Below are 24,080 nucleotides of genomic sequence, written 5' to 3'. Positions count from 1 at the left end.
ATGTTGAAAGTCAGTGTTTACCGCTACAACCCTGATCAGGACGCCGCGCCGTTCATGCAGGAATTTCAGGTCGATACCGGTGGTAAAGACCTGATGGTGCTGGATGTACTGGCACTGATCAAAGAGCAGGACGAAGGTTTCTCCTATCGTCGCTCTTGCCGTGAGGGCGTTTGTGGCTCCGACGGCATGAACATCAACGGCAAAAACGGCCTGGCGTGCATCACGCCGCTGTCGGCTGTTGTTAAAGGTAACAAGCTGATCGTTCGTCCTCTGCCAGGTTTGCCGGTTATCCGTGACCTGGTGGTCGATATGAGCATCTTCTACAAGCAATACGAGAAAGTTAAGCCGTTCCTGCAGAACGACACGCCGGCTCCGGCCATCGAACGTCTGCAGTCCCCTGAAGAGCGTGAAAAGCTCGACGGTCTGTACGAGTGCATCCTGTGCGCTTGCTGCTCGACCTCGTGCCCGTCCTTCTGGTGGAACCCGGACAAGTTCCTGGGTCCAGCTGCCCTGCTGCAAGCGTACCGCTTCCTGGCAGACAGCCGTGACACCAAGACGTCCGAGCGTCTGGCTTCACTGGATGACCCGTTCAGCGTATTCCGCTGCCGCGGGATCATGAACTGCGTCAACGTATGTCCCAAAGGCCTGAACCCGACTAAGGCCATTGGTCACATCCGTAACATGCTGCTGCAAAGCGGCGTGTAAGCGACGTTGTAGCAAAGCAGGACCGTTGTGCCCGTAAATGCTACGGCGCAGGCTTCAACCGGCGCCGTAGTTTTAACTTGAGCAGCGACTTACAAAGCCGCAGCTCTTATTTTGAAGAAATGAGACAAGCAGGGGCATTCGGGTTGGTACCCGAACTATCAGCGTGATCCTAAGTGGCTTGTTTTGGTCGCTGCACTTGGCCTTTTGCAAGCAAACTCGGTGTTTTCGCCGGTGGTGTCCCCAAATCGAGGGTGACCAAGCATGCAAGAAAGCGTGATGCAGCGCATGTGGAACAGCGGCTATCTTTCAGGTGGTAACGCTGCCTATGTGGAAGAGCTTTATGAGCTCTACCTGCACGACCCTAACGCTGTGCCAGAAGAATGGCGCACCAAATTTCAGACGTTGTCTTCAGACGGCAACGCTGCCACCGATGTATCGCACGCAACAATTCGCGATCAATTTGTGCTGCTGGCAAAGAACCAGCGCCGCGCCCAACCGGTTTCCGCCGGTAGCGTGAGCAGCGAGCATGAGAAGAAGCAAGTTGAAGTATTGCGACTGATCCAGGCTTACCGGATGCGTGGCCACCAGGCGGCCCAGCTTGACCCGCTGGGGCTCTGGAAGCGTCCTGCACCTGCTGACCTGTCGATCAATCATTACGGCTTGACCAATGCCGATCTTGATACGACCTTCCGTGCCGGCGACCTGTTCATCGGCAAAGAGGAAGCGAGCCTACGCGAAATTCACGAAGCGTTGCAGCAGACATATTGCCGCACCATCGGCGCTGAGTTTACGCACATCACCGATTCCGAGCAGCGCCACTGGTTCCAGCATCGCCTGGAGGGTGTGCGTGGCCGTCCGGTTTTGTCCGCCGACGTGCGCAGCCACTTGCTGGAGCGCGTGACCGCGGCCGAAGGTCTCGAGAAATACCTGGGTACCAAATACCCGGGCACCAAGCGTTTCGGCCTGGAAGGCGGCGAAAGCCTGATTCCAATGCTCGACGAGCTGATCCAGCGTTCCGGTTCCTACGGCACCAAGGAAATCGTGATCGGCATGGCTCACCGTGGTCGCCTGAACGTGTTGGTCAACACCTTCGGCAAGAACCCGCGTGAACTGTTCGACGAGTTCGAAGGCAAGAAGAAGGTCGAACTGGGTTCCGGTGACGTCAAGTATCACCAGGGCTTCTCGTCCAACGTAATGACTACCGGCGGTGAAGTTCACCTGGCCATGGCCTTTAACCCGTCCCACCTGGAAATCGTTTCTCCGGTGGTCGAGGGTTCGGTGCGTGCTCGCCAGGATCGTCGTAACGATTCCACCGGTGAGAAGGTCCTGCCGATTTCCATCCACGGTGACGCGGCATTCGCCGGTCAAGGCGTGGTCCTGGAAACGTTCCAGATGTCGCAGACTCGCGGCTTCAAGACCGGCGGTACGGTTCACATCGTCATCAACAACCAAGTCGGTTTCACCATCAGCAACCCGCTGGACGCGCGCTCTACCGAGTACGCGACCGACGTTGCCAAGATGATCCAGGCGCCGATCCTCCATGTGAATGGTGATGATCCGGAAGCCGTGTTGTTCGTGACCCAGCTCGCCATCGACTACCGCATGCAGTTCAAGCGTGACGTGGTCATCGACCTGGTTTGCTACCGCCGTCGCGGTCACAACGAAGCGGATGAGCCGAGCGGCACCCAGCCGTTGATGTACCAGCAGATCACCAAGCAGCGCACCACCCGTGAACTGTACGCCGACAGCCTGATTACGGCCGGCGTGGTTGACGATGCGCGTGTTCAGGCGAAAGTCGACGAATACCGCAACGCGCTGGACAACGGCCTGCATGTAGTGAAAAGCCTGGTTAAAGAACCGAACAAAGAGCTGTTCGTGGACTGGCGCCCGTACCTGGGCCACGCCTGGACGGCGCGTCACGACACCTCGTTCGACCTCAAGACCCTGCAGGAACTGTCCGCCAAGCTGCTGGAAATTCCAGATGGCTTCGTGGTGCAGCGCCAGGTTGCGAAGATCTACGAAGACCGTCAGAAGATGCAAGCCGGCGGCCTGCCGATCAACTGGGGTTACGCCGAAACCATGGCGTACGCTACCCTGGCGTTCGAAGGTCACCCGATCCGCATGACCGGCCAGGACATCGGCCGTGGTACGTTCTCGCACCGTCACGCGGTACTGCACAACCAGAAAGACGCGACCACCTACGTACCGCTGCAACACCTGTACGAAGGCCAGCCACGTTTCGACCTGTACGACTCGTTCCTGTCCGAAGAGGCCGTACTGGCGTTCGAATACGGCTACTCCACCACCACGCCAAATGCGCTGGTGATCTGGGAAGCCCAGTTCGGCGACTTCGCCAACGGTGCCCAGGTGGTTATCGACCAGTTCATCACCAGCGGTGAGCACAAGTGGGGCCGTCTGTGCGGTCTGACCATGTTGCTGCCACACGGTTATGAAGGTCAGGGTCCGGAGCACTCCTCGGCCCGTCTGGAGCGTTACCTGCAGCTGTGCGCCGAGCACAACATCCAGGTGTGCGTGCCGACTACCCCGGCCCAGATCTACCACTTGCTGCGTCGTCAGGTGATCCGCCCGCTGCGCAAGCCGCTGGTAGTGCTGACCCCGAAATCGCTGTTGCGTCACAAATTGGCCATCTCGACCCTGGAAGATCTGGCCGACGGTTCGTTCCAGACCGTGATTCCAGAAATCGACACCCTGGACGCTGCCAAGGTCACTCGCCTGGTCCTGTGCAGCGGCAAGGTTTACTACGACTTGCTGGAAAAACGCCGTGCCGAAGGCCGCGAAGACATCGCCATCGTGCGTATCGAGCAGCTTTACCCGTTCCCGGAAGACGACCTGATGGAGGCCATCGCGCCTTACACCAACCTCACCCACGCGGTGTGGTGCCAGGAAGAACCGATGAACCAGGGCGCGTGGTACAGCAGCCAGCATCATTTGCGTCGCAGTATCGGTAACCACAAAACAGGCCTGGGCCTGGAGTACGCCGGTCGTGATGCTTCTGCTGCACCTGCGTGTGGTTATGCGTCGATGCACGCCGAGCAGCAGGAAAAACTGCTGCAAGATGCTTTCACTGTTTAACGCCTTCGCGCTGACTGAAACCGAATTTTAAGGACCCACAGATAATGGCTATCGAAATCAAAGCCCCGTCATTCCCGGAATCGGTTGCCGATGGCACCGTTGCCACCTGGCACAAGAAACCAGGCGACGCTGTAAAGCGTGACGACCTGATCGTCGACATCGAGACCGACAAAGTCGTTCTGGAAGTGTTGGCCGAAGCTGACGGCGTGCTGGGCGCGATCGTGGCTGAAGAGGGCGCTACCGTCCTGTCGAACCAGATCCTGGGCTCGATCGAAGCGGGCGGCGCTGCTGCTCCTGCTCCGGCCGCCGCTGCTGCTCCAGCTGCCGCACCTGCCGCTGCCGCTCCGGCTGCAGGTGGTGAAGACCCGATCGCTGCACCGGCTGCGCGTCAGCTGGCTGAAGAAAACGGCATCAACCTGGCGTCCCTCAAGGGCACCGGCAAAGACGGCCGCGTAACCAAGGAAGACGTGGTTGCTGCTGTCGAAGCCAAGAAAAACGCTCCGGCTGCTGCACCGGCCAAGGCTGCAGCACCTGCTGCCGCTGCGCCTGTGTTCGCTGCTGGCGACCGTACCGAGAAGCGCGTACCGATGACCCGCGTGCGTGCCACCGTGGCCAAGCGTCTGGTTGAAGCGCAGTCGAACATGGCGATGCTGACCACCTTCAACGAAGTCGACATGACTGAAGTCATGGCCCTGCGTTCGAAGTACAAGGATCTGTTCGAGAAGTCCCACAATGGCGTGCGCCTGGGCTTCATGTCGTTCTTCGTGAAAGCGGCCACCGAAGCGCTGAAACGCTTCCCGGCAGTCAACGCTTCCATCGACGGCAGCGACATCGTTTACCACGGCTATGCAGACGTCGGCGTTGCCGTGTCCAGCGACCGTGGCCTGGTAGTACCGGTTCTGCGTAACGCCGAGCTGATGAGCCTGGCTGAAATCGAAGGCGGCATCGCCGGCTTCGGCAAGAAAGCCCGTGACGGCAAGCTGACCATCGACGAGATGACCGGCGGTACCTTCACCATCACCAACGGTGGTACCTTCGGTTCGATGATGTCGACCCCGATCGTCAACCCGCCGCAAGCTGCGATCCTGGGCATGCACAACATCATCCAGCGTCCGATGGCCATCAACGGCCAAGTCGTGATCCGCCCGATGATGTACCTGGCGCTGTCGTACGATCACCGCCTGATCGATGGTAAAGAAGCCGTGACTTTCCTGGTAACCATCAAGAACCTGCTGGAAGACCCGGCTCGTCTGCTGCTGGACATCTAAAGACGCAGCTGCAAGTTGCGAGCTACAAGCTGTAGGAAAAAGCAGCTTGGCTTGCAGCTTGTCGCTTGAAGCTTGTCGCTGAATAGAGGATCTATTTTCATGACACAGAAATTTGACGTTGTAGTGATTGGTGCCGGTCCTGGCGGCTACGTTGCCGCGATCAAGGCCGCACAACTGGGCCTCTCGACTGCTTGCATCGAAAAATACACCGACAAGGAAGGCAAACTGGCGCTGGGCGGTACTTGCCTGAACGTTGGTTGCATTCCTTCCAAGGCGCTGCTGGACAGCTCCTGGAAATTCCACGAAGCCCAAGACGGTTTCGCGATCCACGGCATCAACCATGCTGGCGTGACCATGGACGTGCCAGCAATGGTCGGCCGTAAAGCCAACATCGTTAAAGGCCTGACTTCCGGCGTTGCCACCCTGTTCAAGGCCAACGGCGTCACTTCCCTGCAAGGCCACGGCAAGCTGCTGGCCGGCAAGAAAGTTGAAATCACCAAGCCGGACGGCTCGGTTGAAGTCATCGAAGCCGAAAACGTGATCCTGGCACCAGGTTCGCGTCCAATCGACATTCCGCCTGCTCCTGTTGACCAGAACGTGATCGTTGATTCGACCGGCGCCCTGGAATTCCAAGCGGTTCCCAAGCGTCTGGGCGTGATCGGCGCTGGCGTAATCGGCCTGGAACTGGGTTCGGTATGGTCGCGCCTGGGTTCTGAAGTGACTGTGCTGGAAGCCCTGGACACGTTCCTGCTGGCTGCCGACACTGCAGTGTCCAAAGAAGCGCTGAAAACCCTGACCAAGCAAGGTCTGGATATCAAGCTGGGCGCCCGTGTTACCGGTTCCAAGGTCAACGGCGAAGAAGTCGTTGTGACCTACACCGATAAAGAAGGCGAGCAGACCATCACCTTCGACAAGCTGATCGTAGCCGTGGGTCGCCGTCCAGTGACCACCGACCTGCTGGCTTCCGACAGCGGCGTGAACATCGACGAGCGTGGTTTCATCCACGTTGACGATCATTGCGCTACTACCGTGCCAGGCGTGTATGCCATCGGCGACGTGGTTCGCGGCATGATGCTGGCGCACAAGGCTTCCGAAGAAGGCATCATGGTTGTCGAGCGCATCAAGGGTCATAAAACCCAGATGAACTACGACCTGATCCCATCGGTTATCTACACCCACCCGGAAATTGCATGGGTCGGCAAGAACGAACAGCAGTTGAAAGCTGAAGGCGTTGAAGTTAACGTCGGCACCTTCCCGTTTGCCGCTTCTGGCCGTGCCATGGCAGCTAACGACACCGGTGGTTTTGTCAAAGTCATCGCTGATGCCAAGACTGACCGCGTATTGGGCGTCCACGTGATTGGCCCGAGCGCTGCAGAACTGGTTCAGCAGGGCGCGATCGGTATGGAATTCGGCACCAGTGCCGAAGACCTGGGCATGATGGTCTTCTCCCATCCGACCCTGTCCGAAGCGTTGCACGAAGCAGCGTTGGCAGTGAATGGCGGCGCCATCCACATCGCCAACCGCAAGAAGCGCTAAGCGAGATAATAAGAAACCACGGCGGAGTTGCCCGTCGTGAGCCTTGCGCGCAAGACTCACCGCGGAATATCCGCTGGACGCAGCCTTGCACAGTTTTACGGGTCTTAAGCCTCGCAAATTGTGCAAGCAGCAGTCACAGGTGGTGCGGCACTCATAATGAGCGCAGCGCCGAATGCGCAGTACCTAACGAAGACGGTAAAAAGCATGAATCTTCACGAGTATCAGGGTAAGCAGCTGTTCGCTGAATACGGCCTGCCAGTATCCAAGGGTTACGCAGTAGACACCCCGGAAGCAGCAGCAGAAGCTTGCGACAAAATCGGTGGTACCGAATGGGTTGTCAAAGCCCAGGTCCACGCCGGTGGTCGCGGTAAAGCGGGCGGCGTCAAGCTGGTTCGCAGCAAAGAAGACGCCAAGGCCTTCGCACAGCAGTGGCTGGGCAAGCGTCTGGTGACTTACCAGACTGATGCCAATGGCCAACCAGTCACCAAGATCCTGGTTGAATCGTGCACTGATATCGCTAAAGAGCTGTACCTGGGCGCTGTCGTTGACCGTTCGAGCCGTCGCATCGTGTTCATGGCTTCCACCGAAGGTGGCGTGGACATTGAGAAGATCGCCGAAGAAACCCCAGAAAAAATTCTGAAAGCCACTATCGATCCACTGGTTGGCGCTCAGCCATTCCAGGGTCGCGAGCTGGCTTTCCAGCTGGGCCTGGAAGGCAAGCAAGTTGCCCAGTTCGCCAAGATCTTCGTAGGTCTGGCCAAACTGTTCCAGGATCACGATCTGGCCCTGCTGGAAGTGAACCCGCTGGTGATCAAGGCTGACGGCGATCTGCACTGCCTCGACGCCAAGATCAACATCGACGCCAACGCCATGTACCGTCAGCCTAAGCTGAAGACTTTCCACGATCCGTCGCAAGACGATCCGCGCGAAGCGCACGCTGCCAAGTTCGAACTGAACTACGTAGCCCTGGAAGGTAACATCGGTTGCATGGTCAACGGTGCTGGCCTGGCCATGGGTACCATGGACATCGTCAACCTGCATGGCGGCAAACCAGCCAACTTCCTCGACGTGGGCGGTGGTGCTACCAAAGAACGCGTTACCGAAGCGTTCAAGATCATCCTGTCCGACTCCAACGTCGCAGCAGTATTGGTCAACATCTTCGGCGGCATCGTTCGTTGCGACATGATTGCCGAAGGCATCATCGGTGCAGTGAAAGAAGTTGGCGTTAAAATCCCGGTTGTTGTTCGCCTTGAAGGTAACAACGCTGAACTGGGCGCTAAAGTACTGGCAGAAAGCGGTTTGAACATCATCGCGGCTACCAGCCTGACCGACGCTGCTCAACAAGTTGTCAAAGCTGCGGAGGGCAAATAATGAGCGTCCTGATCAATAAAGACACCAAAGTTATCTGCCAGGGTATTACCGGTTCGCAAGGTAGTTTCCACACCCAGCAAGCCATCGAATACGGCACCAAGATGGTTGGCGGCGTAACTCCGGGCAAAGGCGGCACCGAGCACCTGGGCCTGCCAGTGTTCAACACCGTGAAAGATGCTGTAGCTGCCACAGGCGCCACCGCCAGTGTGATCTACGTTCCAGCTCCTTTCTGCAAGGACTCGATCCTGGAAGCAGCCTTTGGCGGCATCAAGCTGATCGTTTGCATCACCGAAGGCATTCCTACCCTGGACATGCTGGACGCTAAAGTTAAGTGCGACGAGCTGGGCGTAGTCCTGATCGGCCCTAACTGCCCAGGCGTGATCACCCCAGGCGAATGCAAGATCGGCATCATGCCTGGTCACATTCACTTGCCAGGTAAAGTCGGTATCGTTTCGCGTTCCGGCACCCTGACTTACGAAGCTGTCAAGCAGACTACTGACGCCGGTTTCGGTCAGTCGACTTGCGTCGGCATCGGCGGTGACCCGATCCCAGGTTCGAACTTCATCGACATCCTGAAGCTGTTCCAGGAAGACCCGAAGACCGAAGCGATCGTGATGATCGGTGAGATCGGCGGTTCGGCTGAAGAAGAAGCGGCTGCCTACATCAAGGCACACGTGACCAAGCCGGTTGTTTCCTACATCGCTGGTGTGACTGCCCCTGCAGGCAAGCGCATGGGCCATGCTGGCGCAATCATCTCTGGCGGCAAGGGCACAGCAGACGAGAAGTTTGCTGCCCTGGAAGACGCAGGCGTTAAAACCGTGCGTTCGCTGGCAGACATCGGCAAGGCTTTGTCCGAGCTGACCGGTTGGGCTGTCAAGTAAGCCTCGCGCTTAGCTGACGCTTCACCACACAAAGGCCACCTTCGGGTGGCCTTTGTGCATTCTGGATTTGCCTATTTTTTGGCAGATTTACTCGGTCAAATGTGGGAGCTGGCTTGCCTGCGATAGCAGTGTGTCAGCCAACACATTTGGCACAGACAGATCGCTATCGCAGGCAAGCCAGCTCCCACAGGGACGGCACTGCCAAATTAAGTATGAAAACGCGACATTTGGATGTCGCTTATCGGACAGTCCGCCCCGCAACAGTGCGTTTGTCGGCTTATTTCTGTACTCTAGCCGCCTCTTTATGCGTCCGCCTCCCAAAAGGAAGCCGCGCGCTAGACCGGTCGGTCCCCATCAGGGCCGGCAGCAGTTCCCTCATCCACAGGGAATCCCTCTCTAAATTCCGATTCAGTAGTGTGGTATTTCCTGAAATGAAAGTGTTGAAAAGCCAGGACATCCTGGCGTTAGGCTTTATGACTTTTGCCCTGTTCGTGGGCGCTGGCAACATCATCTTCCCGCCTATCGTTGGTTTGCAGTCCGGGCCTCACGTCTGGATGGCAGCGCTGGGCTTCCTGATCACCGCAGTTGGCTTGCCGGTGGTCACCGTGATCGCGCTGGCCAAGGTCGGCGGCGGCATGGACGCATTGAGCAGCCCGATCGGCAAGATCGCCGGTGGCCTGCTGGCGGCGGCGGCGTACCTGGCGGTAGGTCCGCTGTTCGCCACCCCGCGCACCGCGACCGTTTCGTTTGAAGTGGGCCTGGCGCCGCTGACCGGCGAAAGCCCGCTGGCGCTGTTCCTCTACAGCTCGGTGTACTTCCTGCTGGTGTTCTTCATTTCCCTGTACCCAGGGCGTCTGCTGGACACGGTAGGGCGTTTTCTCGCACCGTTGAAGATCATCGCACTGGCTGTGCTGGGCATCGCTGCGTTTGCCTTGCCGGCCGGAGATGTCGGTGTCGCCACCCCGGAATACGTCGCTGCACCGTTCTCCCAGGGCTTTATCAATGGCTACTTGACCATGGATACCCTCGGCGCGCTGGTGTTCGGTATCGTCATCGTCAACGCGATTCGTTCCCGTGGTGTTGAGTCGCCAAAGCTGATCACTCGCTATGCGATCATCGCCGGGCTGATTGCCGGCGTGGGCCTGGCGCTGGTGTACATCAGCCTGTTCCGCCTGGGTTCGGGCAGCCACGCGGTGGCGGCCGGTGCCAGCAATGGCGCGGCAGTGCTGCACGCCTACGTGCAACACACCTTCGGCTCCCTGGGCAGTGGCTTCCTCGCTGTGCTGATCTCCCTGGCGTGCCTGGTCACTGCCGTGGGCCTGACCTGTGCTTGCGCCGAGTACTTCAGCAAGGTCCTGCCACTGTCCTACAAGACGCTGGTGGTGATCCTGGCGCTGTTCTCGCTGTTCGTGTCCAACCTGGGCCTGACCAAGCTGATTGCCTTCTCGATCCCGGTACTCACCGCGATCTACCCGCCGTGCATCGTGCTGGTGGCCCTGAGCTTCTGCAAAGACTTCTGGCAGGAGCAGGGCCGTATTGTTGGCCCGGTGATGCTGGTGTCGTTCATCTTTGGTTGCATCGACGCGCTTAAAGGCGCTGGCTTGGCCGATTGGATGCCTGCACAATTGGCGCACCTGCCGCTGAGTGAGCAAGGCCTGGCATGGCTGGTGCCGTCGGTGATGACGCTCGGCGTGGCGGTAGTGGTTGACCGTATGCTCGGCAAGCGTAGCGAAGCCATCGCCTAAGCCGCGGTTTCACGCTGTACTGAAATGCCCCGTATCAATCGATACGGGGCATTTTTTATGCCTGCAAGACCACAACGCTCTAAAGTTGGAGTTCGGTCAATGTGGGAGCTGGCTTGCCTGCGATGGCGTCGGTTCAGTCACTGCTGTGTCGCCTGATCCACCGCCATCGCAGGCAAGCCAGCTCCCACATTTTTAACCGTGTTTGTCTTTAATCATCGTATACAAGGCCCTGCATGTCGTTCATCGAAACCAATCAAATCCACCTGCTGGCCGCCTTCTGGTTCGCCCTGTGCTGGGGTGGCTACACCCGCTATGCCAGTTGGAAAGCCCGAGACACCGCCTGCCTGGCCAGCGTGCTGCACCTGTATCGCGAAGACTGGATGCGCCGTATGCTGCTGCGCGATAACCGGATTGCCGACGCCAGTGTGATCGGCAACCTGGAGCGCAATGCCTCGTTCTTCGCCTCCAGCACGTTGATTATTCTCGCCGGTATTCTCACCGTGCTGGGCGCGTCCGAGCGTGCGGTATCGTTGCTGGCGGACATCCCCATGGTGCAGCAGGCGTCACAGGGCATGTCGGAAATCAAGCTGCTGTGCCTGGCGCTGGTGTTCGTCTACGCGTTCTTCACCTTCAGTTGGTGCATGCGCCAATACAACTTTGCCGCCGTGCTGGTGGGCTCGGCGCCGATGATCGGTGAGCGGCAGGTGTCGGAGCAGGAGCGCAAGGCATTTGCCCTGCGGGCGGCGCGGGTGATTTCGATGGCGGCCAACCAGTTCAACTTTGGCCTGCGCTCGTATTACTTCGGCATGACCATGCTGGCCTGGTTTGTCAGCCCCTGGTTGTTCATGTTGATGAGCAGCGGGGTGGTACTGGTGCTGTATCGCCGCGAGTTTCATTCCGACGTACTGCAGGTGATGGTTTATACGCCGACCGATATGCCGGTGGCGGAGCCGGCTAAAGAAACCGTGTCTTGATGAGTGGCACCCAGGGTTAATCAAATTCTATAAATCGCAGGCAAAGTAAAGCCCGCTATGTAAGCGGGCTTTCTTTTTGCAGCAAATGCCAGGCTATTAGTTCTTGGCAGGTTCTGCAGGTGCAGCAGGTGCAGCTTCTTTCGCGGCGGCTTCGTTCGATTCAGCCTGAGCTTTGGCAGCATCGGCGTTTTCTTTCGCAGCGTCGTTCACTTTATCCTGTGCTTTCGCCATGTCCTTCTGAGCTTGCTCAGAATGCGCGGCGGCATCTTGGGCTTTGTCTTCGGATTTCTTATCGCAGGCAGCGAGACCGAGGGCAGCGGCCAACATCATGGAAATAGCTAAAGTCTTGCGCATGGGGTGTTTCTCCTTATTGAAGATATCTACTGGCCTTTCGAGCTTGGACGGCCAGCATTAGTTCCTTTTGTTTCAAAGATATATAAAACACCGTCACCCAGGAACTTTTGCGCCCACACCCGCACCGTGAAAACCCACACTAATAAGAGTCTGCACACATGACCGAAAATCCCTTGTTAGAGCGTGCCACACGCTTTGTTTTGGCCCTGCGCCATTGCCAGGTGCTGGGCATCATCGTGCATGCCGCCAGCGAGGAGGGCATGACGCTGGCCCTGCCTTACGGTCCGCATATCGTCGGTGACCCTCAGACCGGCGTGATTCACGGCGGCGCGCTGACCTCACTGATGGACACCGCCTGCGGCATGGCCACGCTGTGCGTGCTGCCGGAGTTCGAGGTGTGCCCGACCCTGGATTTGCGCGTCGACTACATGCATCCCGCCGAGCCGCACAAGCCGGTGTATGGCTTTGCACAATGCTACCGGGTGACCACCGACGTGATCTTTACCCGTGGCTTTGCCTACCAGGATGATCCTCAGCAACCCATCGCCCATGTGGTGGGCACCTTCATGCGCATGGGCAAGCGCCTCAAAGGCACGCAAGGACTCGGCAATTCGATCAAGGGAGACCAGGCATGACGCATCGATTCAAGACCCGCCTCGAACAGGCCCATGAGCGCGGCGACTATGAGGCGTTGCTCAACCTGGTGCCCTACGCCAAGCTGATCGGCATCGAATGCTCAAGGTTGGGGGATGAGCTGCTGTTTCGCCTGCCGGCCAACAAGGACAATATTGGTAACCCGATATTGCCAGCGCTGCACGGCGGTGTGATCGCAGGCTTTATGGAGCTGTCGGCAGCGTTACATTTGCTGGTATTTACCGGTGCGCCAGGTTTGCCGAAAATCATCGATTTTTCCCTGGATTACCTGCGTGCCGGGCAGTTTCGCGACACCTACGCCAAATGCCAGGTGTGGCGCCAAGGCCGCCGGGTGGCGAATGTGGCGATCACCGCCTGGCAAAGCACCGCCGCTGAGCCGATTGCCACCGCTCGCGCACATTTCAAAATTGAGGAATTGGTGCGCCCTTGAAATCCTGGTCTTAGCCCCCAACTTTGATGACAACCCGCCGCCAACCCTTTCGGGCGCGGCCACTGCCATCCAATTGGAGTTTGATGACCATGAGTGTGGAAACTCAAAAGGAAACCCTGGGCTTCCAGACCGAGGTGAAGCAACTGCTGCACCTCATGATCCATTCGCTGTATTCCAACAAGGAAATCTTCCTTCGCGAATTGATCTCGAACGCCTCTGACGCTGTCGACAAATTACGTTTCGAAGCCCTCTCCAAGCCTGAGTTGCTGGAAGGTGGCGCCGAACTGAAAATCCGTGTGAGCTTCGACAAGGACGCCAAGACCGTCACCCTCGAAGACAACGGCATCGGCATGAGCCGCGAAGACGCGATTACCCATCTGGGTACCATCGCCAAATCCGGCACCGCAGACTTCATGAAGAACCTGTCGGGCGACCAGAAGAAAGATTCGCACCTGATCGGCCAGTTCGGCGTGGGCTTCTACTCGGCCTTCATCGTTGCCGACAAGGTTGAAGTATTCAGCCGCCGCGCCGGCCTTGACGCCAGCGAAGGCGTGCACTGGGCCTCCAAAGGTGAGGGCGAGTTCGAAATCGCCACTGTCGACAAGGCTGACCGTGGCACGCGTATCGTGCTGCACCTCAAAGCCGCTGAAGATGAATTCGCCGACGGCTACCGCCTGCGCAATATCATCAAGAAATACTCCGACCACATCGCTTTGCCGATCGAACTGCCGAAAGAACAAGCGGCTGTCGAGGGCGAAGAGAAACCTGCCCAGGAATGGGAAGTGGTCAACCGTGCCAGCGCCTTGTGGACCCGCCCTCGTACCGAAGTCAAAGACGAGGAGTACCAGGAGTTCTATAAACACATCGCTCACGACTACGAGAACCCGCTGAGCTGGAGCCACAACAAGGTCGAAGGCAAGCTGGAATACAGCTCGCTGCTTTATGTACCTGCCCGTGCCCCATTCGATCTGTACCAGCGTGAGGCGCCAAAAGGCCTGAAACTGTACGTGCAGCGCGTGTTCGTGATGGACCAGGCGGAATCGTTCCTGCCGCTGTACCTGCGCTTCATCAAAGGTGTGGTCGACTCCAACGACCTGTCGCTGAACGTGTCGCGGGAAATCCTGCAGAAAGACCCGATCATCGACTCCATGAAGTCGGCGCTGACCAAGCGCGTGCTCGACATGCTGGAAAAACTGGCGAAGAACGAGCCTGAGCAATACAAGGGCTTCTGGAAAAACTTCGGCCAGGTCATGAAAGAAGGCCCGGCAGAAGATTTCGCCAACAAGGAAAAAATCGCCGGCCTGCTGCGTTTTGCCTCGACTCAGGGTGACGACGGCGAGCAGATCGTGTCGCTGGCCGAGTACCTGGCACGCGCCAAGGAAGGTCAGGACAAGATCTACTACCTGACCGGCGAAACCTACGCCCAGGTCAAGAACAGCCCGCACCTGGAAGTCTTCCGCAAGAAAGGCATCGAAGTGCTGCTGTTGACCGACCGTATCGACGAGTGGCTGATGAGCTACCTCAGCGAGTTCGACGGCAAGACCTTCGTCGACGTGGCCCGTGGTGACCTGGACCTGGGTAACCTGGACTCCGAAGAAGAGAAGAAGGAAGCCGAAGAGGTCGCCAAGGCCAAAGAAGGCCTGGTTGAGCGGATCAAGACTGCCTTGGGCGATGCCGTCAGCGAAGTGCGGGTTTCCCACCGTCTGACCGACTCTCCGGCGATTCTGGCCATCGGTGAGCAGGACCTGGGCATGCAGATGCGTCAGATCCTCGAAGCCAGCGGGCAGAAAGTCCCGGATTCCAAGCCGATCTTCGAATTCAACCCGGCTCACCCGCTGATCGAGAAACTCGATGGCGAGCAGAGTGAAGAGCGTTTTGGCGACCTGTCGCACATCCTCTTCGACCAGGCAGCCCTGGCTGCCGGTGACAGCCTTAAAGATCCGGCCGCGTATGTGCGCCGGCTGAACAAGCTGTTGGTTGAACTGTCGGTTTAACACCGTTGTAGAAAAACCCGCTTCGGCGGGTTTTTTCGTTCTAACGCACCTCAACTGGAGTAAATGATGAGCCAAGTCACTGTACGTTCCGTGGTCTATCAGATTGATGGCCAGTCTTATGAAAGCCGCCTGGCGTTCGATGCCAGCCACAAGGGCCCGCTGCCGGGCCTGCTGATGGCGCCGAACTGGATGGGGGTGAGTGCGGGTGCCGAGGAAATCGCCAAGAGCGTGGCCAGCAAAGGCTACGTGGTACTGATCGCCGACCTGTACGGGCAAACCGTGCGCCCGACGAATGGCGATGAAGCCGGCGCTGCGATGATGCCGTTGAAGAACGATAACCCGGCGCTGCTCAAGCGCATGCAGGCGGCCTTTGAGCAACTGCAAAGCCAAACCGAAGCGGCCGTTGATACCTCGAAGCTGGCGACCTTCGGTTTCTGCTTTGGTGGTTTCTGCTCGCTGGAGCTGGCACGTACCGGTGCGCCGTTGAAGGCTGCTGTGTCGTTCCACGGCACGATCGACACACAAAACCCGGCAGGTGCCAAGCACGTCAAGGGTTCGGTGCTGGTGCTGCACGGCGCGTCCGATCCGTTGGTGCCGAAAGAGCAACTGCCGGCGTTTGAGCAAGAAATGAACGCCGCCGGTGTGGATTGGCAACTGCTGAGCTACGGCGGCGCGGTGCATTCCTTTACTGACCCGCACGCCAATGTGCCGGGCAAGATGATGTACGACGCCAAGACGGCCAAGCGTGCGTTCCAGTCGATGCATAACTTGCTGGATGAAGTGTTCAAGGGCTAAACCTTTAGCGCCTGTTCCGGCATCATCGCAGGCAAGCCAGCTCCCACACCTTGAACTGTGAAAACAGTCGACAGGTGGGAGCTGGCTTGCCTGCGATAGCTATCTGACAGGCAACTCAATCCTTTCAGACTCACCCGGCACCGTCGGCCAATCCCCGGCCGCCCAGCGCTGCCTGGCCTGTTCAATCACCGCCGGATCGCTCGCGACAAAATTCCAATTGATCCGGCGTGGCCCATCCAGCGGCGCGCCGCCGAACACCACCACGTGGCAATCGCTTTCGGCAAACAAGGTCATTTCCTGCCCGCTCGGCAATACCACCAGGCTATGCGCCTCCACTGCCTCACCGTCCAACTGCACCTCGCCGTCCAGCACATACACCGCGCGCTCCTCATGCTCATCCGGGATCAGCAGCGTCGTGGCCGTGTGCATCTGCACCTCGGCATATAACGTAGGCGACAGCACCGGCACCGGCGATTTAAGGCAGAAGCCCGCGCCTGCGATCAGGCGAATCTGCACGCCCAGGTTATCGCTCACCGGCAGGCTTGCCGCCGGGTGATGGCTGTAGTGGCCCGGCCCGGTTTCATGGTCCTTGGGCGAGGCCAGCCACACCTGCAGGCCGTGCAGGCTGAAACCACTGGCCTTGAGGGCTTCGGGCGTGCGCTCGACGTGGGCAATTGCGCTGCCGGCGGTCATCCAGCTGACGTCACCGGCTTGCACTACCTGGTCCGAGCCCAGGCTGTCCTTGTGTTGCAGGGCGCCTTCGAACAGGTAGGTGAGGGTGGACAGCCCGATATGCGGGTGCTGGCGGATATTCATGCCGGTGCCGGGTGCATAGCGGGTCGACAACATATGGTCGAAAAACACAAAAGGCCCGACGCTGCGGCATTCGCGTGACGGCAGCGGTCGCAGGATCGGCTGGCCTTCGACGTCTTCGGCGCGCGGGCGGATCACGGTGAGGGTGGTCATGGGGCGTCCCTGTCTGAGCGGGTTAGGTGCTACTGAGCATAACCCGCTCGACGGGAGGTTGGGGCTACTGGCTGAAAGCGCCTTCGGACAGTTTGGTTTCGATGGTGACGTCGGCGGTGGTCATCAGCTTGTGTACCGGGCACTTATCGGCGACGCGATGCAGTTCATCGCGCTGCTCATCGCTGAGTACGCCCTTGAGCGTCAGCTTGACGTTGAGCGTGTACTTACCTTTTTGCTCCTCTGAGCTGTCGTGGGTAACTTCCACGGTGACGCCGGTGAGCGGGATGTCTTTTTTCTGCGCGTAGAGCTTGACGGTCAGCGCCTTGCACGAGGCCAGGGCGGCGTCGAAATAATCGTGGGGCGAGGGCGCCGAATCATCACCGCCCAGGCTCTTGGGCAGGTCGGTGAACAGTTCGTGGTTGTTGATGTTCACGCTGTGGCGAAAGTTGTCGTGGTTAAGCGTATTGACGGTAACAGGCATGGCAAACCTCACGAGGGCAGTAAAAGGTCATGCAGTTATAGAGCATGCTGGCACTTCAGTGTTCCGTGTTTTTTCCAATGGCTGCCCGCGCGATTGCCAAGCGCGTTGATATCGCGTTTTCGTCTTACGCAAACGCGACAAAGGGCCGATACCTTTCAGGAGACCTGCTGCAGGTGGATGCAGCGCATTCGGAAGGAATCCAGGCATGAGTATCCGTAGTTTGAATATCGCCCCGCGCGCAGGCTTAGGCTTTGGCGTGCTGGCATTGATGGTGTTTGCCCTGGGCGGCTTCGCCCTGCTGCAGATGGCCAATATGCGCCAGCAGTCCGATCAGGTGGAGAACAACTGGCTGCCCAGCGTGATGGCGGTGGGGGAGATGAGCCAGGACCTGTTGCGGGTGCGTGCCCTCACCCTGCGTTTGGTGGTCAACCGTGACCCGCAGGCGCTGGCGCAGAACGAACAGAAGCTCACCGACCTGAAAAACGGCCTGCACCATGCGCAGACGCTCTACGAAGCGTTGATCGTACTGCCCGAAGAGCGTGTACTGTTTGATCGTTTCAAAAACCAGGAGCAGCAATACCTGCAACGTCAGGAGCAGGTGATGGCGTTTTCCAAGGCCAACCAGCTGGAGGATGCGGTCAGGATCGTCAATGGGGAGATGAATCAACTGGCCGATGAGATGGCCGCGACCCTGCACGACCTGGTCGCCTTGAACAAGGCCAGTGCCAACCAGGCCGCGAACCTCGCGCAGAGCGTGTTCACCCAATCGCGCACATGGGTGGTTGGCATGATAGTGCTCACAGCATTGATCACCATTGGCCTGGCGGTATGGCTGACCCGCAGCATCGTGCTGCCGTTGGCGCAGTCGCTGAAGGTTGCCCAGGGCGTGGCAGGCGGCGACCTCACTGGTGAGATCAACGTAACCGGCAACGATGAACCCGCGCGCTTGCAGCAGGCGCTCAAGGGCATGCAGGAGAACCTGCGCGACACCATTCGACGGATTGCCGAGTCTTCGAACCAATTGGCCTCGGCTTCTGAAGAACTCAGTTGTGTGACTGAAGATGCGACCCGTGGTTTGCACCAGCAGAACCAGGAAATTGAACAGGCGGCCACGGCGGTCAACCAGATGACCGCGGCGGTGGAGGAGGTGGCGAGCAATGCGGTGGCCACGTCACAGGCGTCCCGCGAGTCTGACCGCATTGCCCAGCGTGGGCGCGAGCAGGTGCATCAGACCGTGGTGTCGATTGAAGCGCTGGCCGATGACGTCACATCCAACGCGACCCAGGTTGAGGACTTGGCGCAGAAGGTCTATGGCATCAGCAAGGTGTTGGATGTGATTCGCTCGATTGCCGAGCAGACCAACTTGCTGGCGCTGAATGCCGCGATCGAAGCGGCGCGCGCGGGCGATGCCGGGCGTGGGTTTGCGGTGGTGGCCGATGAAGTGCGGGCACTTGCCCATCGCACGCAGCAGTCGACTCAGGAAATAGAATTGATGATAAGCGGGATTCAGCAAGGCACCGATCAAGCTGTCAGTTCGATGCAGCAGAGCAATACGCGGGCGCGCTCTACGTTGGATATCGCCAAGTCGGCGGGCACGGCGTTGGAGGAGATTGCGTCGGCCTTTACCTTGATCAACGAGCGCAACCTGGTGATTGCGAGTGCCTCGGAGCAGCAGGCAGCGGTGGCGCGGGAGGTGGATCGCAATTTGATGAATATTCGCGACCTGGCGCATCAGACGTCGACGGGCGCTAACCAGACCAGTGCGGCGAGCCAGGAGTTGTCGCGGTTGGCGGTGGACCTGAATACCATGGTGGCGCGGTTTTCGGTGTAGGGCTTGGGACCGAGGTGACGCTATCGCAGGCAAGCCAGCTCCCACATGTTGAATGGCGAACACCGTCATATGTGGGAGCTGGCTTGCCTGCGATGTAGGCGACTCGGTCTCATTCCATTGCCCACAAAAAAGCCCCGAACCAGTCGGGGCTTTTTCAGGTGATCAACCTGCGGGGCTTACTTGCCCTGCCAGCGTTTCAGTACCAGGGTGGCGTTGGTGCCACCGAAGCCGAAGCTGTTGCTCATCACGGTGTCGATTTTTGCGTTTTCAACGGTCTTGGTCAGGATCGGCATATCGGCGACGACCGGGTCTATCTCGTCGATGTTGGCCGAGCCGGCCATGAAGTTGCCTTCCATCATCAGCAGGCAGTAGATCGCTTCGTGAACGCCGGCTGCGCCCAGGGAGTGACCCGACAGGCTCTTGGTGGAGCTGATGGCCGGAGCCTTGTCACCGAATACCGCACGCACGCCTTCCATTTCCTTGGCATCGCCGACCGGAGTCGAAGTGCCGTGGGTGTTCAGGTAGTCGATTGGGGTGTCCACGGTGGACATGGCCATCTGCATGCAACGAATGGCACCTTCGCCGCTCGGCGCAACCATGTCGTAGCCGTCGGAAGTAGCGCCGTAGCCGACGATTTCCGCGTAGATTTTTGCACCACGGGCCAGAGCGTGTTCCAGCTCCTCGACCACCACCATGCCGCCACCGCCGGCGATGACGAAGCCGTCACGCTTGGCGTCGTAGGCGCGGGAGGCCTTTTCCGGGGTTTCGTTGTACTGGGTGGACAGCGCGCCCATGGCGTCGAACAGGAACGACTGGCTCCAATGTTCTTCTTCGCCGCCGCCGGCGAATACGATGTCCTGTTTGCCCAACTGGATCTGCTCGACCGCAGTACCGATGCAATGAGCACTGGTGGCGCAGGCGGAGGAGATCGAGTAGTTCACACCCTTGATCTGGAACGGGGTGGCCAGACAGGCCGAAACAGTGCTGCCCATGGTCCGCGTTACACGGTACGGGCCAACGCGCTTCACGCCTTTTTCGCGCAGGATGTCCAGCGCTTCCATCTGGTTGAGGGTCGATGCGCCGCCGGAGCCGGCGATCAGGCCGGTGCGTACGTTCGAAACCTGGTCTTCGCTCAGGCCGGAATCGGCAATGGCGTCTTTCATGGCCAGGTAAGCGTAAGCGGCAGCGTGGCCGACGAAGCGATAGATCTTGCGATCAATCAGTTCTTCGAGGGGCAGGTCAATGGAGCCGGAAACCTGGCTACGCAGACCCATTTCGGCATATTCCGGGTTGAAGCGGATGCCAGGGCGACTTGCACGCAGGTTAGCGGTGACGGTCTCTTTGTCATTGCCCAGGCAAGAAACAATGCCCAGACCAGTGATAACGACGCGGCGCATGCGGATAACCCTTAAAAGTTGTCAGTGGAAGTGAATACGCCGACCCGAAGGCCTTCGGCAGTATAGATCTCGCGACCGTCGACAGTCACCGAACCGTCGGCGATAGCGAGGTTCAGCTTGCCCTTGAGGACGCGCTTGATTTGAATGTTGTAGGTGACTTTCTTGGCAGTCGGCAGGACCTGGCCAAAGAACTTCACTTCGCCCGAACCCAGGGCGCGGCCGCGACCTGGCAGGCCTTGCCAGCCCAGGTAGAAACCGACCAGTTGCCACATGGCATCAAGGCCCAGGCAGCCCGGCATCACAGGGTCGCCTTCGAAATGGCAGGCGAAGAACCACAGGTCAGGGGTGATATCCAGCTCGGCGACCAATTCACCTTTGCCGTACTTGCCACCCTCTTCGCTGATATGGGTGATGCGATCCACCATCAGCATGTTCGGGGCGGGCAGTTGCGCGTTACCTGGGCCGAACAGCTCACCGCGACTGCAGCGCAGCAGGTCTTCCCGAGTAAAGGCGTTTTGTTTGGTCATGCGAGCTCCTCAATAATCCCATGCGGCAGGGCAGGGTAAATCTTCCCGGACCGAATGAAGCGTTCATGCCTCATACCGGCAGCCTACACATAGACTATTGCGTTGTAGTGAAAGTCACAGCGTCAAGGTACTCAATGTACACTTGTTCACTGAAATTTTAAACCGAGCCTGTTTATCGGCCCGTTTGGGTGCCTAAGACTGCCGCACTTTCGTCTCTCGCGCCAGTCGCAGTTGGTTGATGGCGCGGCGCTATTGCACCCAGCGCTGCAGTATTTGCTGCAAATCCGTGCGTTTGAACGGCTTGGCCAGGTAATCGTTCATTCCGGCTGCCAGACAGGCTTCGCGATCGCCCTGCAAGGCGTTGGCCGTCAACGCGATAATCGGCAGGTCGGCGCAGCCGGGCAGTTGGCGAATCCGGCGGGTGGCTTCGTAGCCGTCGATCAGCGGCAGGCGGCAATCCATCAGGATCGCGGTAAAAATCAGGCTCTCGGCGCTGCGGATTGCCTCGGCGCCGTCGGTGGCCAGGCTCACTTCAAAGCCCAGGCTGCGCAACATGGCCTCGACCACGGTGCGGTTGACCGGGTTGTCTTCCACCAGCAACACATGGCGGCCATCACCCGCGCTGGCCTTGCCCTCGGCGTCCAGGGCGATCGCCGGCAAGCTGTGCTGGTCGATGGCCAGTGGAATTTCCAGGGTAAATACCGAGCCACGGCCTTCCTGGCTTTGCGCGCGCAACGTGCCGCCCATTCGTTCGGCCAGCGTGCGAGCAATAGGCAGGCCCAGGCCGGTGCCGCCGTAACGTCTGGAAATGGAACTGTCAGCCTGCTGGAACGCATCGAACATCAGCTCCAGGCGTTCAGCGGAAATCCCGATGCCGCTGTCGCGCACCGTGCAGGTGAACCACACCAGTTCATGGTCGAGAGTTTGCCAATGGGGCTCGACGGTGACGCTGCCGTGCTCGGTGAATTTGAGCGCGTTACCGATCAGGTTCACCAGGATTTGGCGGATACGCGTCGGGTCACCCCTCACGCGCAAGGCGTCCATGCCCAGCGGAATCGGTAATTCCAGGCTCAACCCACGTTGCTGTGCGCTGTGCTGGAAGGCCTGGGCGCAACTGTTGATCAGGTCCGCCAGGTTGAAGGCGATATGTTCCAGCTCCAGCGCGGCGCGTTCGATACGTGAGAAATCGAGGATGTCGTTGATGACTTTAAGCAGGTGCTCGGTGGACTCCGAGGCCAGCGCCGCGTACTCGGTCTGCTCCTCGGTCATCTCGGTGGTTTCCAGCAGTTGCAGCATACCCAGCACGCCGTTCATGGGCGTGCGCAACTCGTGGCTCATCATCGCCAGGAAGTCCGACTTGGCGTTGTTGGCCCGTTCGGCTTCTTCGCGGGTCTGGATCAACTGGGCCATGGCCTGGTGCTGTTCGCGGCTGGCCTGGTTAAGGCCTTCGGCGAGGTTGTTGATGTGCCGCGACAAGTCGCCCAGCTCCGAGTCATCGACAATCGGCAGCGGTGTCTTGTAGTCGCCTTGCTGGATGGCTTTTACCGCGTGGCCCATGGCGCTGATCGGCTGCGACAGGCTCGCGGCCAGGCGCCGCGCGAGCAGGAAGGTAAACAGCAGGGCAAACAGTGCGAGGATGCCGGCCTTGAACAGAATCTCCTGCTGGCGCTGGCTGAAGGCGTCGTTGGACATGCCGACGATCACCCGGCCCAGGTAATCGGCACGCGGCGCCTTGGGTTCGTTGAGGTTGTCCTGGAAAAAGTCATTGCCCAGCTGGATATGCTGTAAGCGGATGGGCGCCTGGAACACTTTCACCGACAGCGAACGGTCGTGTTTTTCCGAAGGTTGTTCGACGTACACCAGGATGTTCTCAGTGCTGTCCTGAATCTCCAGGAAGCGCACATGCGGGGTGGCCAGCGTGGCACGCAGCAGGCTTTCGAGCACATCGTTGTTGCCGGAAATCACCCCGTACTCCGTGGCCGGGGCCAGTTGGTTGGCGATCAACTGGCCGGTGTGGTCGAGTTCCTGGCGCAGGTCCTGGATACGCACGAAGGTAAAGAAGCTGATCAACAGCAAGGTCAGCAACAGCGCCGGGCCCAGGGTGATGAGCTGGGTGCGGGTGTTGATGTCCCAACGACGGCGCAAGGTCATGGGCGTTTTTCTCCTTCGGCCAGGCGGGCGGCGACGGCGGTTTCGTCCACCTGTTCGATCCCCAGTGAGCGCGCGACCTGCGGGTTGCCCACGACTTTGAAGTGTTGCGGGTACAGGCTGCGTGGCCAGTTGGCTGGCGGATGATCCAGCAGCCGGTCGAGCACCGCCAGCCAGTCGGCCTGGTCGCTGTAGGTGCTGGCCAGGCTGCCGGCCTTGACGAACCCGGCGTTGGGCCCCACCAGCGGCAGTTGCTGGGCGTAGCTGCTGAGCAACAGGTTCTTCACGGTTTTCGGGTTGTACAACTGCGGGTCGTCGAGGCCGAGCAGCACGTCACTGTTTTTGAGCAGGTTTTGCAACGGGCGGCTGTCGTTAATGTTGTCCCAGCGTTGCGCCACGATTTCCAGGCCCATGGGCGCTGCATACTCGCGCAACTCCGGCAGCAGGAACTCACTGTCGCTGCCATAGAGCACACCGATGCGTTGGGCTTGCGGCAGGATGTTGGCGATCAGCTTGAGTTGGCGTGCCAGCGGCGGGTCGCTCCACAACAGGCTGATTTTTGCCGGGTGGGTGGTGCCCAGGCGCTGGCGTGCCTGCAAGCGGCTGATGCGCAACACCAGGGTCGGCGGGCCCTGGTCATCCTGCAGGCGCCAGTCGAGGCCGGGCAGGTCCAGCAGGATCAGGCGCGTGCCGGGCGGCAACTGGCTCGGCGCGGGCAAGTCTTTGAGCGGGACAAAGCTCACCTGGTCTTCGGGGCGTTGCTGGGCGAGGGCCAGGGTAAATGCCTGAACGCCGGCACCGTCTTCGGCGGCGGTCAACAGGATATCGGCGCTCCACGCCGGCGCGGTCAGCAACAGGCACACCAGCAGCAAGGCGCGGCGCCAGAGCCGAGAGATAAAGAAGGGGGTCATCCGTGACTGAGCGCCCATG

20 protein-coding genes and 1 pseudogene are annotated in these 24,080 nt (G+C 59.2%); 14 read left to right on the top strand and 7 right to left on the bottom strand.

The genetic code is table 11. The features are described 5' to 3' along the window. The 8 genes from ACQY47_RS05570 to ACQY47_RS05535 all read left to right on the top strand — a co-directional run bounded on the left by ACQY47_RS05570 (window position 1) and on the right by ACQY47_RS05535 (window position 11,573). Window positions 1-705 (top strand): succinate dehydrogenase iron-sulfur subunit, encoded by a 705-nt coding sequence (locus ACQY47_RS05570; protein ID WP_003172807.1) that lies wholly within the window; start codon window positions 1-3, stop codon window positions 703-705. A gap of 261 nt (window positions 706-966) precedes the next feature. Further along, a complete protein-coding gene (locus tag ACQY47_RS05565; protein ID WP_017134445.1) occupies window positions 967-3,798 on the top strand; it encodes a 2-oxoglutarate dehydrogenase E1 component in 2,832 nt (943 codons plus the stop codon). Window positions 3,799-3,842: 44 nt separating this feature from the next. Then, on the top strand, window positions 3,843-5,066 hold the full coding sequence (gene odhB, locus ACQY47_RS05560) for a 2-oxoglutarate dehydrogenase complex dihydrolipoyllysine-residue succinyltransferase (RefSeq protein ID WP_017134446.1): 1,224 nt from the start codon (window positions 3,843-3,845) through the stop codon (window positions 5,064-5,066). A 99-nt stretch (window positions 5,067-5,165) separates the two neighbouring features. Next, window positions 5,166-6,602 carry a dihydrolipoyl dehydrogenase gene (lpdA, locus tag ACQY47_RS05555; protein WP_017134447.1) on the top strand — a complete coding sequence of 479 codons (1,437 nt, stop codon included), beginning with the start codon at window positions 5,166-5,168 and terminating at the stop codon, window positions 6,600-6,602. Between the two features lie 204 nt (window positions 6,603-6,806). Next, window positions 6,807-7,973: an ADP-forming succinate--CoA ligase subunit beta gene (gene sucC, locus ACQY47_RS05550; protein WP_003210567.1), complete on the top strand. Its 1,167-nt coding sequence runs from the start codon at window positions 6,807-6,809 to the stop codon at window positions 7,971-7,973. After that, window positions 7,973-8,854 (top strand): succinate--CoA ligase subunit alpha, encoded by an 882-nt coding sequence (sucD, locus tag ACQY47_RS05545; RefSeq protein WP_003210566.1) that lies wholly within the window; start codon window positions 7,973-7,975, stop codon window positions 8,852-8,854. The genes sucC and sucD overlap by 1 nt, the downstream gene beginning before the upstream one ends. A 431-nt stretch (window positions 8,855-9,285) precedes the next feature. Continuing rightward, window positions 9,286-10,599 carry a branched-chain amino acid transport system II carrier protein gene (gene brnQ, locus ACQY47_RS05540; protein WP_056859730.1) on the top strand — a complete coding sequence of 438 codons (1,314 nt, stop codon included), beginning with the start codon at window positions 9,286-9,288 and terminating at the stop codon, window positions 10,597-10,599. Window positions 10,600-10,832: 233 nt separating this feature from the next. After that, entirely contained in the window at window positions 10,833-11,573 is a 741-nt protein-coding gene (locus tag ACQY47_RS05535; protein ID WP_017134479.1) for a DUF599 domain-containing protein, read from the top strand. 96 nt (window positions 11,574-11,669) lie between these two features. Here ACQY47_RS05535 and ACQY47_RS05530 read toward each other — a convergent pair whose 3' ends face one another. Beyond that, window positions 11,670-11,927, bottom strand: a complete 258-nt coding sequence (locus ACQY47_RS05530; protein WP_017134478.1) for a hypothetical protein — start codon at window positions 11,925-11,927, stop codon at window positions 11,670-11,672. A gap of 158 nt (window positions 11,928-12,085) precedes the next feature. Between ACQY47_RS05530 and ACQY47_RS05525 the strand changes: the two genes are divergently transcribed. The 4 genes from ACQY47_RS05525 (at window position 12,086) to ACQY47_RS05510 (ending at window position 15,800) form a co-directional block, all read left to right on the top strand. Beyond that, window positions 12,086-12,562: a PaaI family thioesterase gene (locus tag ACQY47_RS05525; RefSeq protein WP_017134477.1), complete on the top strand. Its 477-nt coding sequence runs from the start codon at window positions 12,086-12,088 to the stop codon at window positions 12,560-12,562. Continuing rightward, window positions 12,559-13,011 (top strand): PaaI family thioesterase, encoded by a 453-nt coding sequence (locus ACQY47_RS05520; RefSeq protein ID WP_017134476.1) that lies wholly within the window; start codon window positions 12,559-12,561, stop codon window positions 13,009-13,011. Before ACQY47_RS05525 ends, ACQY47_RS05520 begins: the two co-directional genes overlap by 4 nt. A gap of 89 nt (window positions 13,012-13,100) precedes the next feature. Beyond that, window positions 13,101-15,005, top strand: coding sequence for a molecular chaperone HtpG (gene htpG / locus ACQY47_RS05515; protein WP_099549107.1), 1,905 nt, complete (start codon window positions 13,101-13,103; stop codon window positions 15,003-15,005). 66 nt (window positions 15,006-15,071) lie between these two features. Then, window positions 15,072-15,800 (top strand): dienelactone hydrolase family protein, encoded by a 729-nt coding sequence (locus ACQY47_RS05510; RefSeq protein WP_017134474.1) that lies wholly within the window; start codon window positions 15,072-15,074, stop codon window positions 15,798-15,800. A 99-nt stretch (window positions 15,801-15,899) separates the two neighbouring features. Here ACQY47_RS05510 and ACQY47_RS05505 read toward each other — a convergent pair whose 3' ends face one another. Together ACQY47_RS05505 and ACQY47_RS05500 are read right to left on the bottom strand one after the other, a co-directional pair. Beyond that, window positions 15,900-16,766, bottom strand: a complete 867-nt coding sequence (locus ACQY47_RS05505) for a pirin family protein (protein WP_099549022.1) — start codon at window positions 16,764-16,766, stop codon at window positions 15,900-15,902. 64 nt (window positions 16,767-16,830) lie between these two features. Further along, window positions 16,831-17,247 carry an OsmC family protein gene (locus ACQY47_RS05500; RefSeq protein WP_017134472.1) on the bottom strand — a complete coding sequence of 139 codons (417 nt, stop codon included), beginning with the start codon at window positions 17,245-17,247 and terminating at the stop codon, window positions 16,831-16,833. Window positions 17,248-17,452: 205 nt separating this feature from the next. Between ACQY47_RS05500 and ACQY47_RS05495 the strand changes: the two are divergent. Both ACQY47_RS05495 and ACQY47_RS05490 read left to right on the top strand, forming a co-directional pair. Beyond that, window positions 17,453-18,223, top strand: a pseudogene (locus tag ACQY47_RS05495) (MCP four helix bundle domain-containing protein); the annotation flags it as partial. Continuing rightward, window positions 18,215-19,078, top strand: coding sequence for a methyl-accepting chemotaxis protein (locus ACQY47_RS05490; RefSeq protein WP_371318486.1), 864 nt, complete (start codon window positions 18,215-18,217; stop codon window positions 19,076-19,078). The pseudogene ACQY47_RS05495 and the gene ACQY47_RS05490, both read left to right, overlap by 9 nt. A gap of 176 nt (window positions 19,079-19,254) precedes the next feature. Here the strand turns inward: ACQY47_RS05490 and fabB are convergent, their stop codons facing one another. The 4 genes from fabB to ACQY47_RS05470 form a co-directional block, all read right to left on the bottom strand. After that, window positions 19,255-20,475, bottom strand: a complete 1,221-nt coding sequence (gene fabB, locus ACQY47_RS05485) for a beta-ketoacyl-ACP synthase I (RefSeq protein ID WP_017134470.1) — start codon at window positions 20,473-20,475, stop codon at window positions 19,255-19,257. A gap of 11 nt (window positions 20,476-20,486) precedes the next feature. Further along, on the bottom strand, window positions 20,487-21,002 hold the full coding sequence (gene fabA, locus ACQY47_RS05480; RefSeq protein WP_003210552.1) for a 3-hydroxyacyl-[acyl-carrier-protein] dehydratase FabA: 516 nt from the start codon (window positions 21,000-21,002) through the stop codon (window positions 20,487-20,489). A gap of 249 nt (window positions 21,003-21,251) precedes the next feature. Next, window positions 21,252-23,153 carry an ATP-binding protein gene (locus ACQY47_RS05475; protein WP_017134469.1) on the bottom strand — a complete coding sequence of 634 codons (1,902 nt, stop codon included), beginning with the start codon at window positions 23,151-23,153 and terminating at the stop codon, window positions 21,252-21,254. Then, window positions 23,150-24,079 (bottom strand): ABC transporter substrate-binding protein, encoded by a 930-nt coding sequence (locus tag ACQY47_RS05470; protein ID WP_428556360.1) that lies wholly within the window; start codon window positions 24,077-24,079, stop codon window positions 23,150-23,152. The genes ACQY47_RS05475 and ACQY47_RS05470 overlap by 4 nt, the downstream gene beginning before the upstream one ends. Window position 24,080 lies beyond the last annotated feature (1 nt).

Source organism: Pseudomonas edaphica (assembly GCF_965277385.1).
Taxonomy (GTDB): Bacteria; Pseudomonadota; Gammaproteobacteria; order Pseudomonadales; family Pseudomonadaceae; genus Aquipseudomonas; species Aquipseudomonas edaphica.
This window is presented reverse-complemented; position numbering and strand designations above follow the sequence as displayed.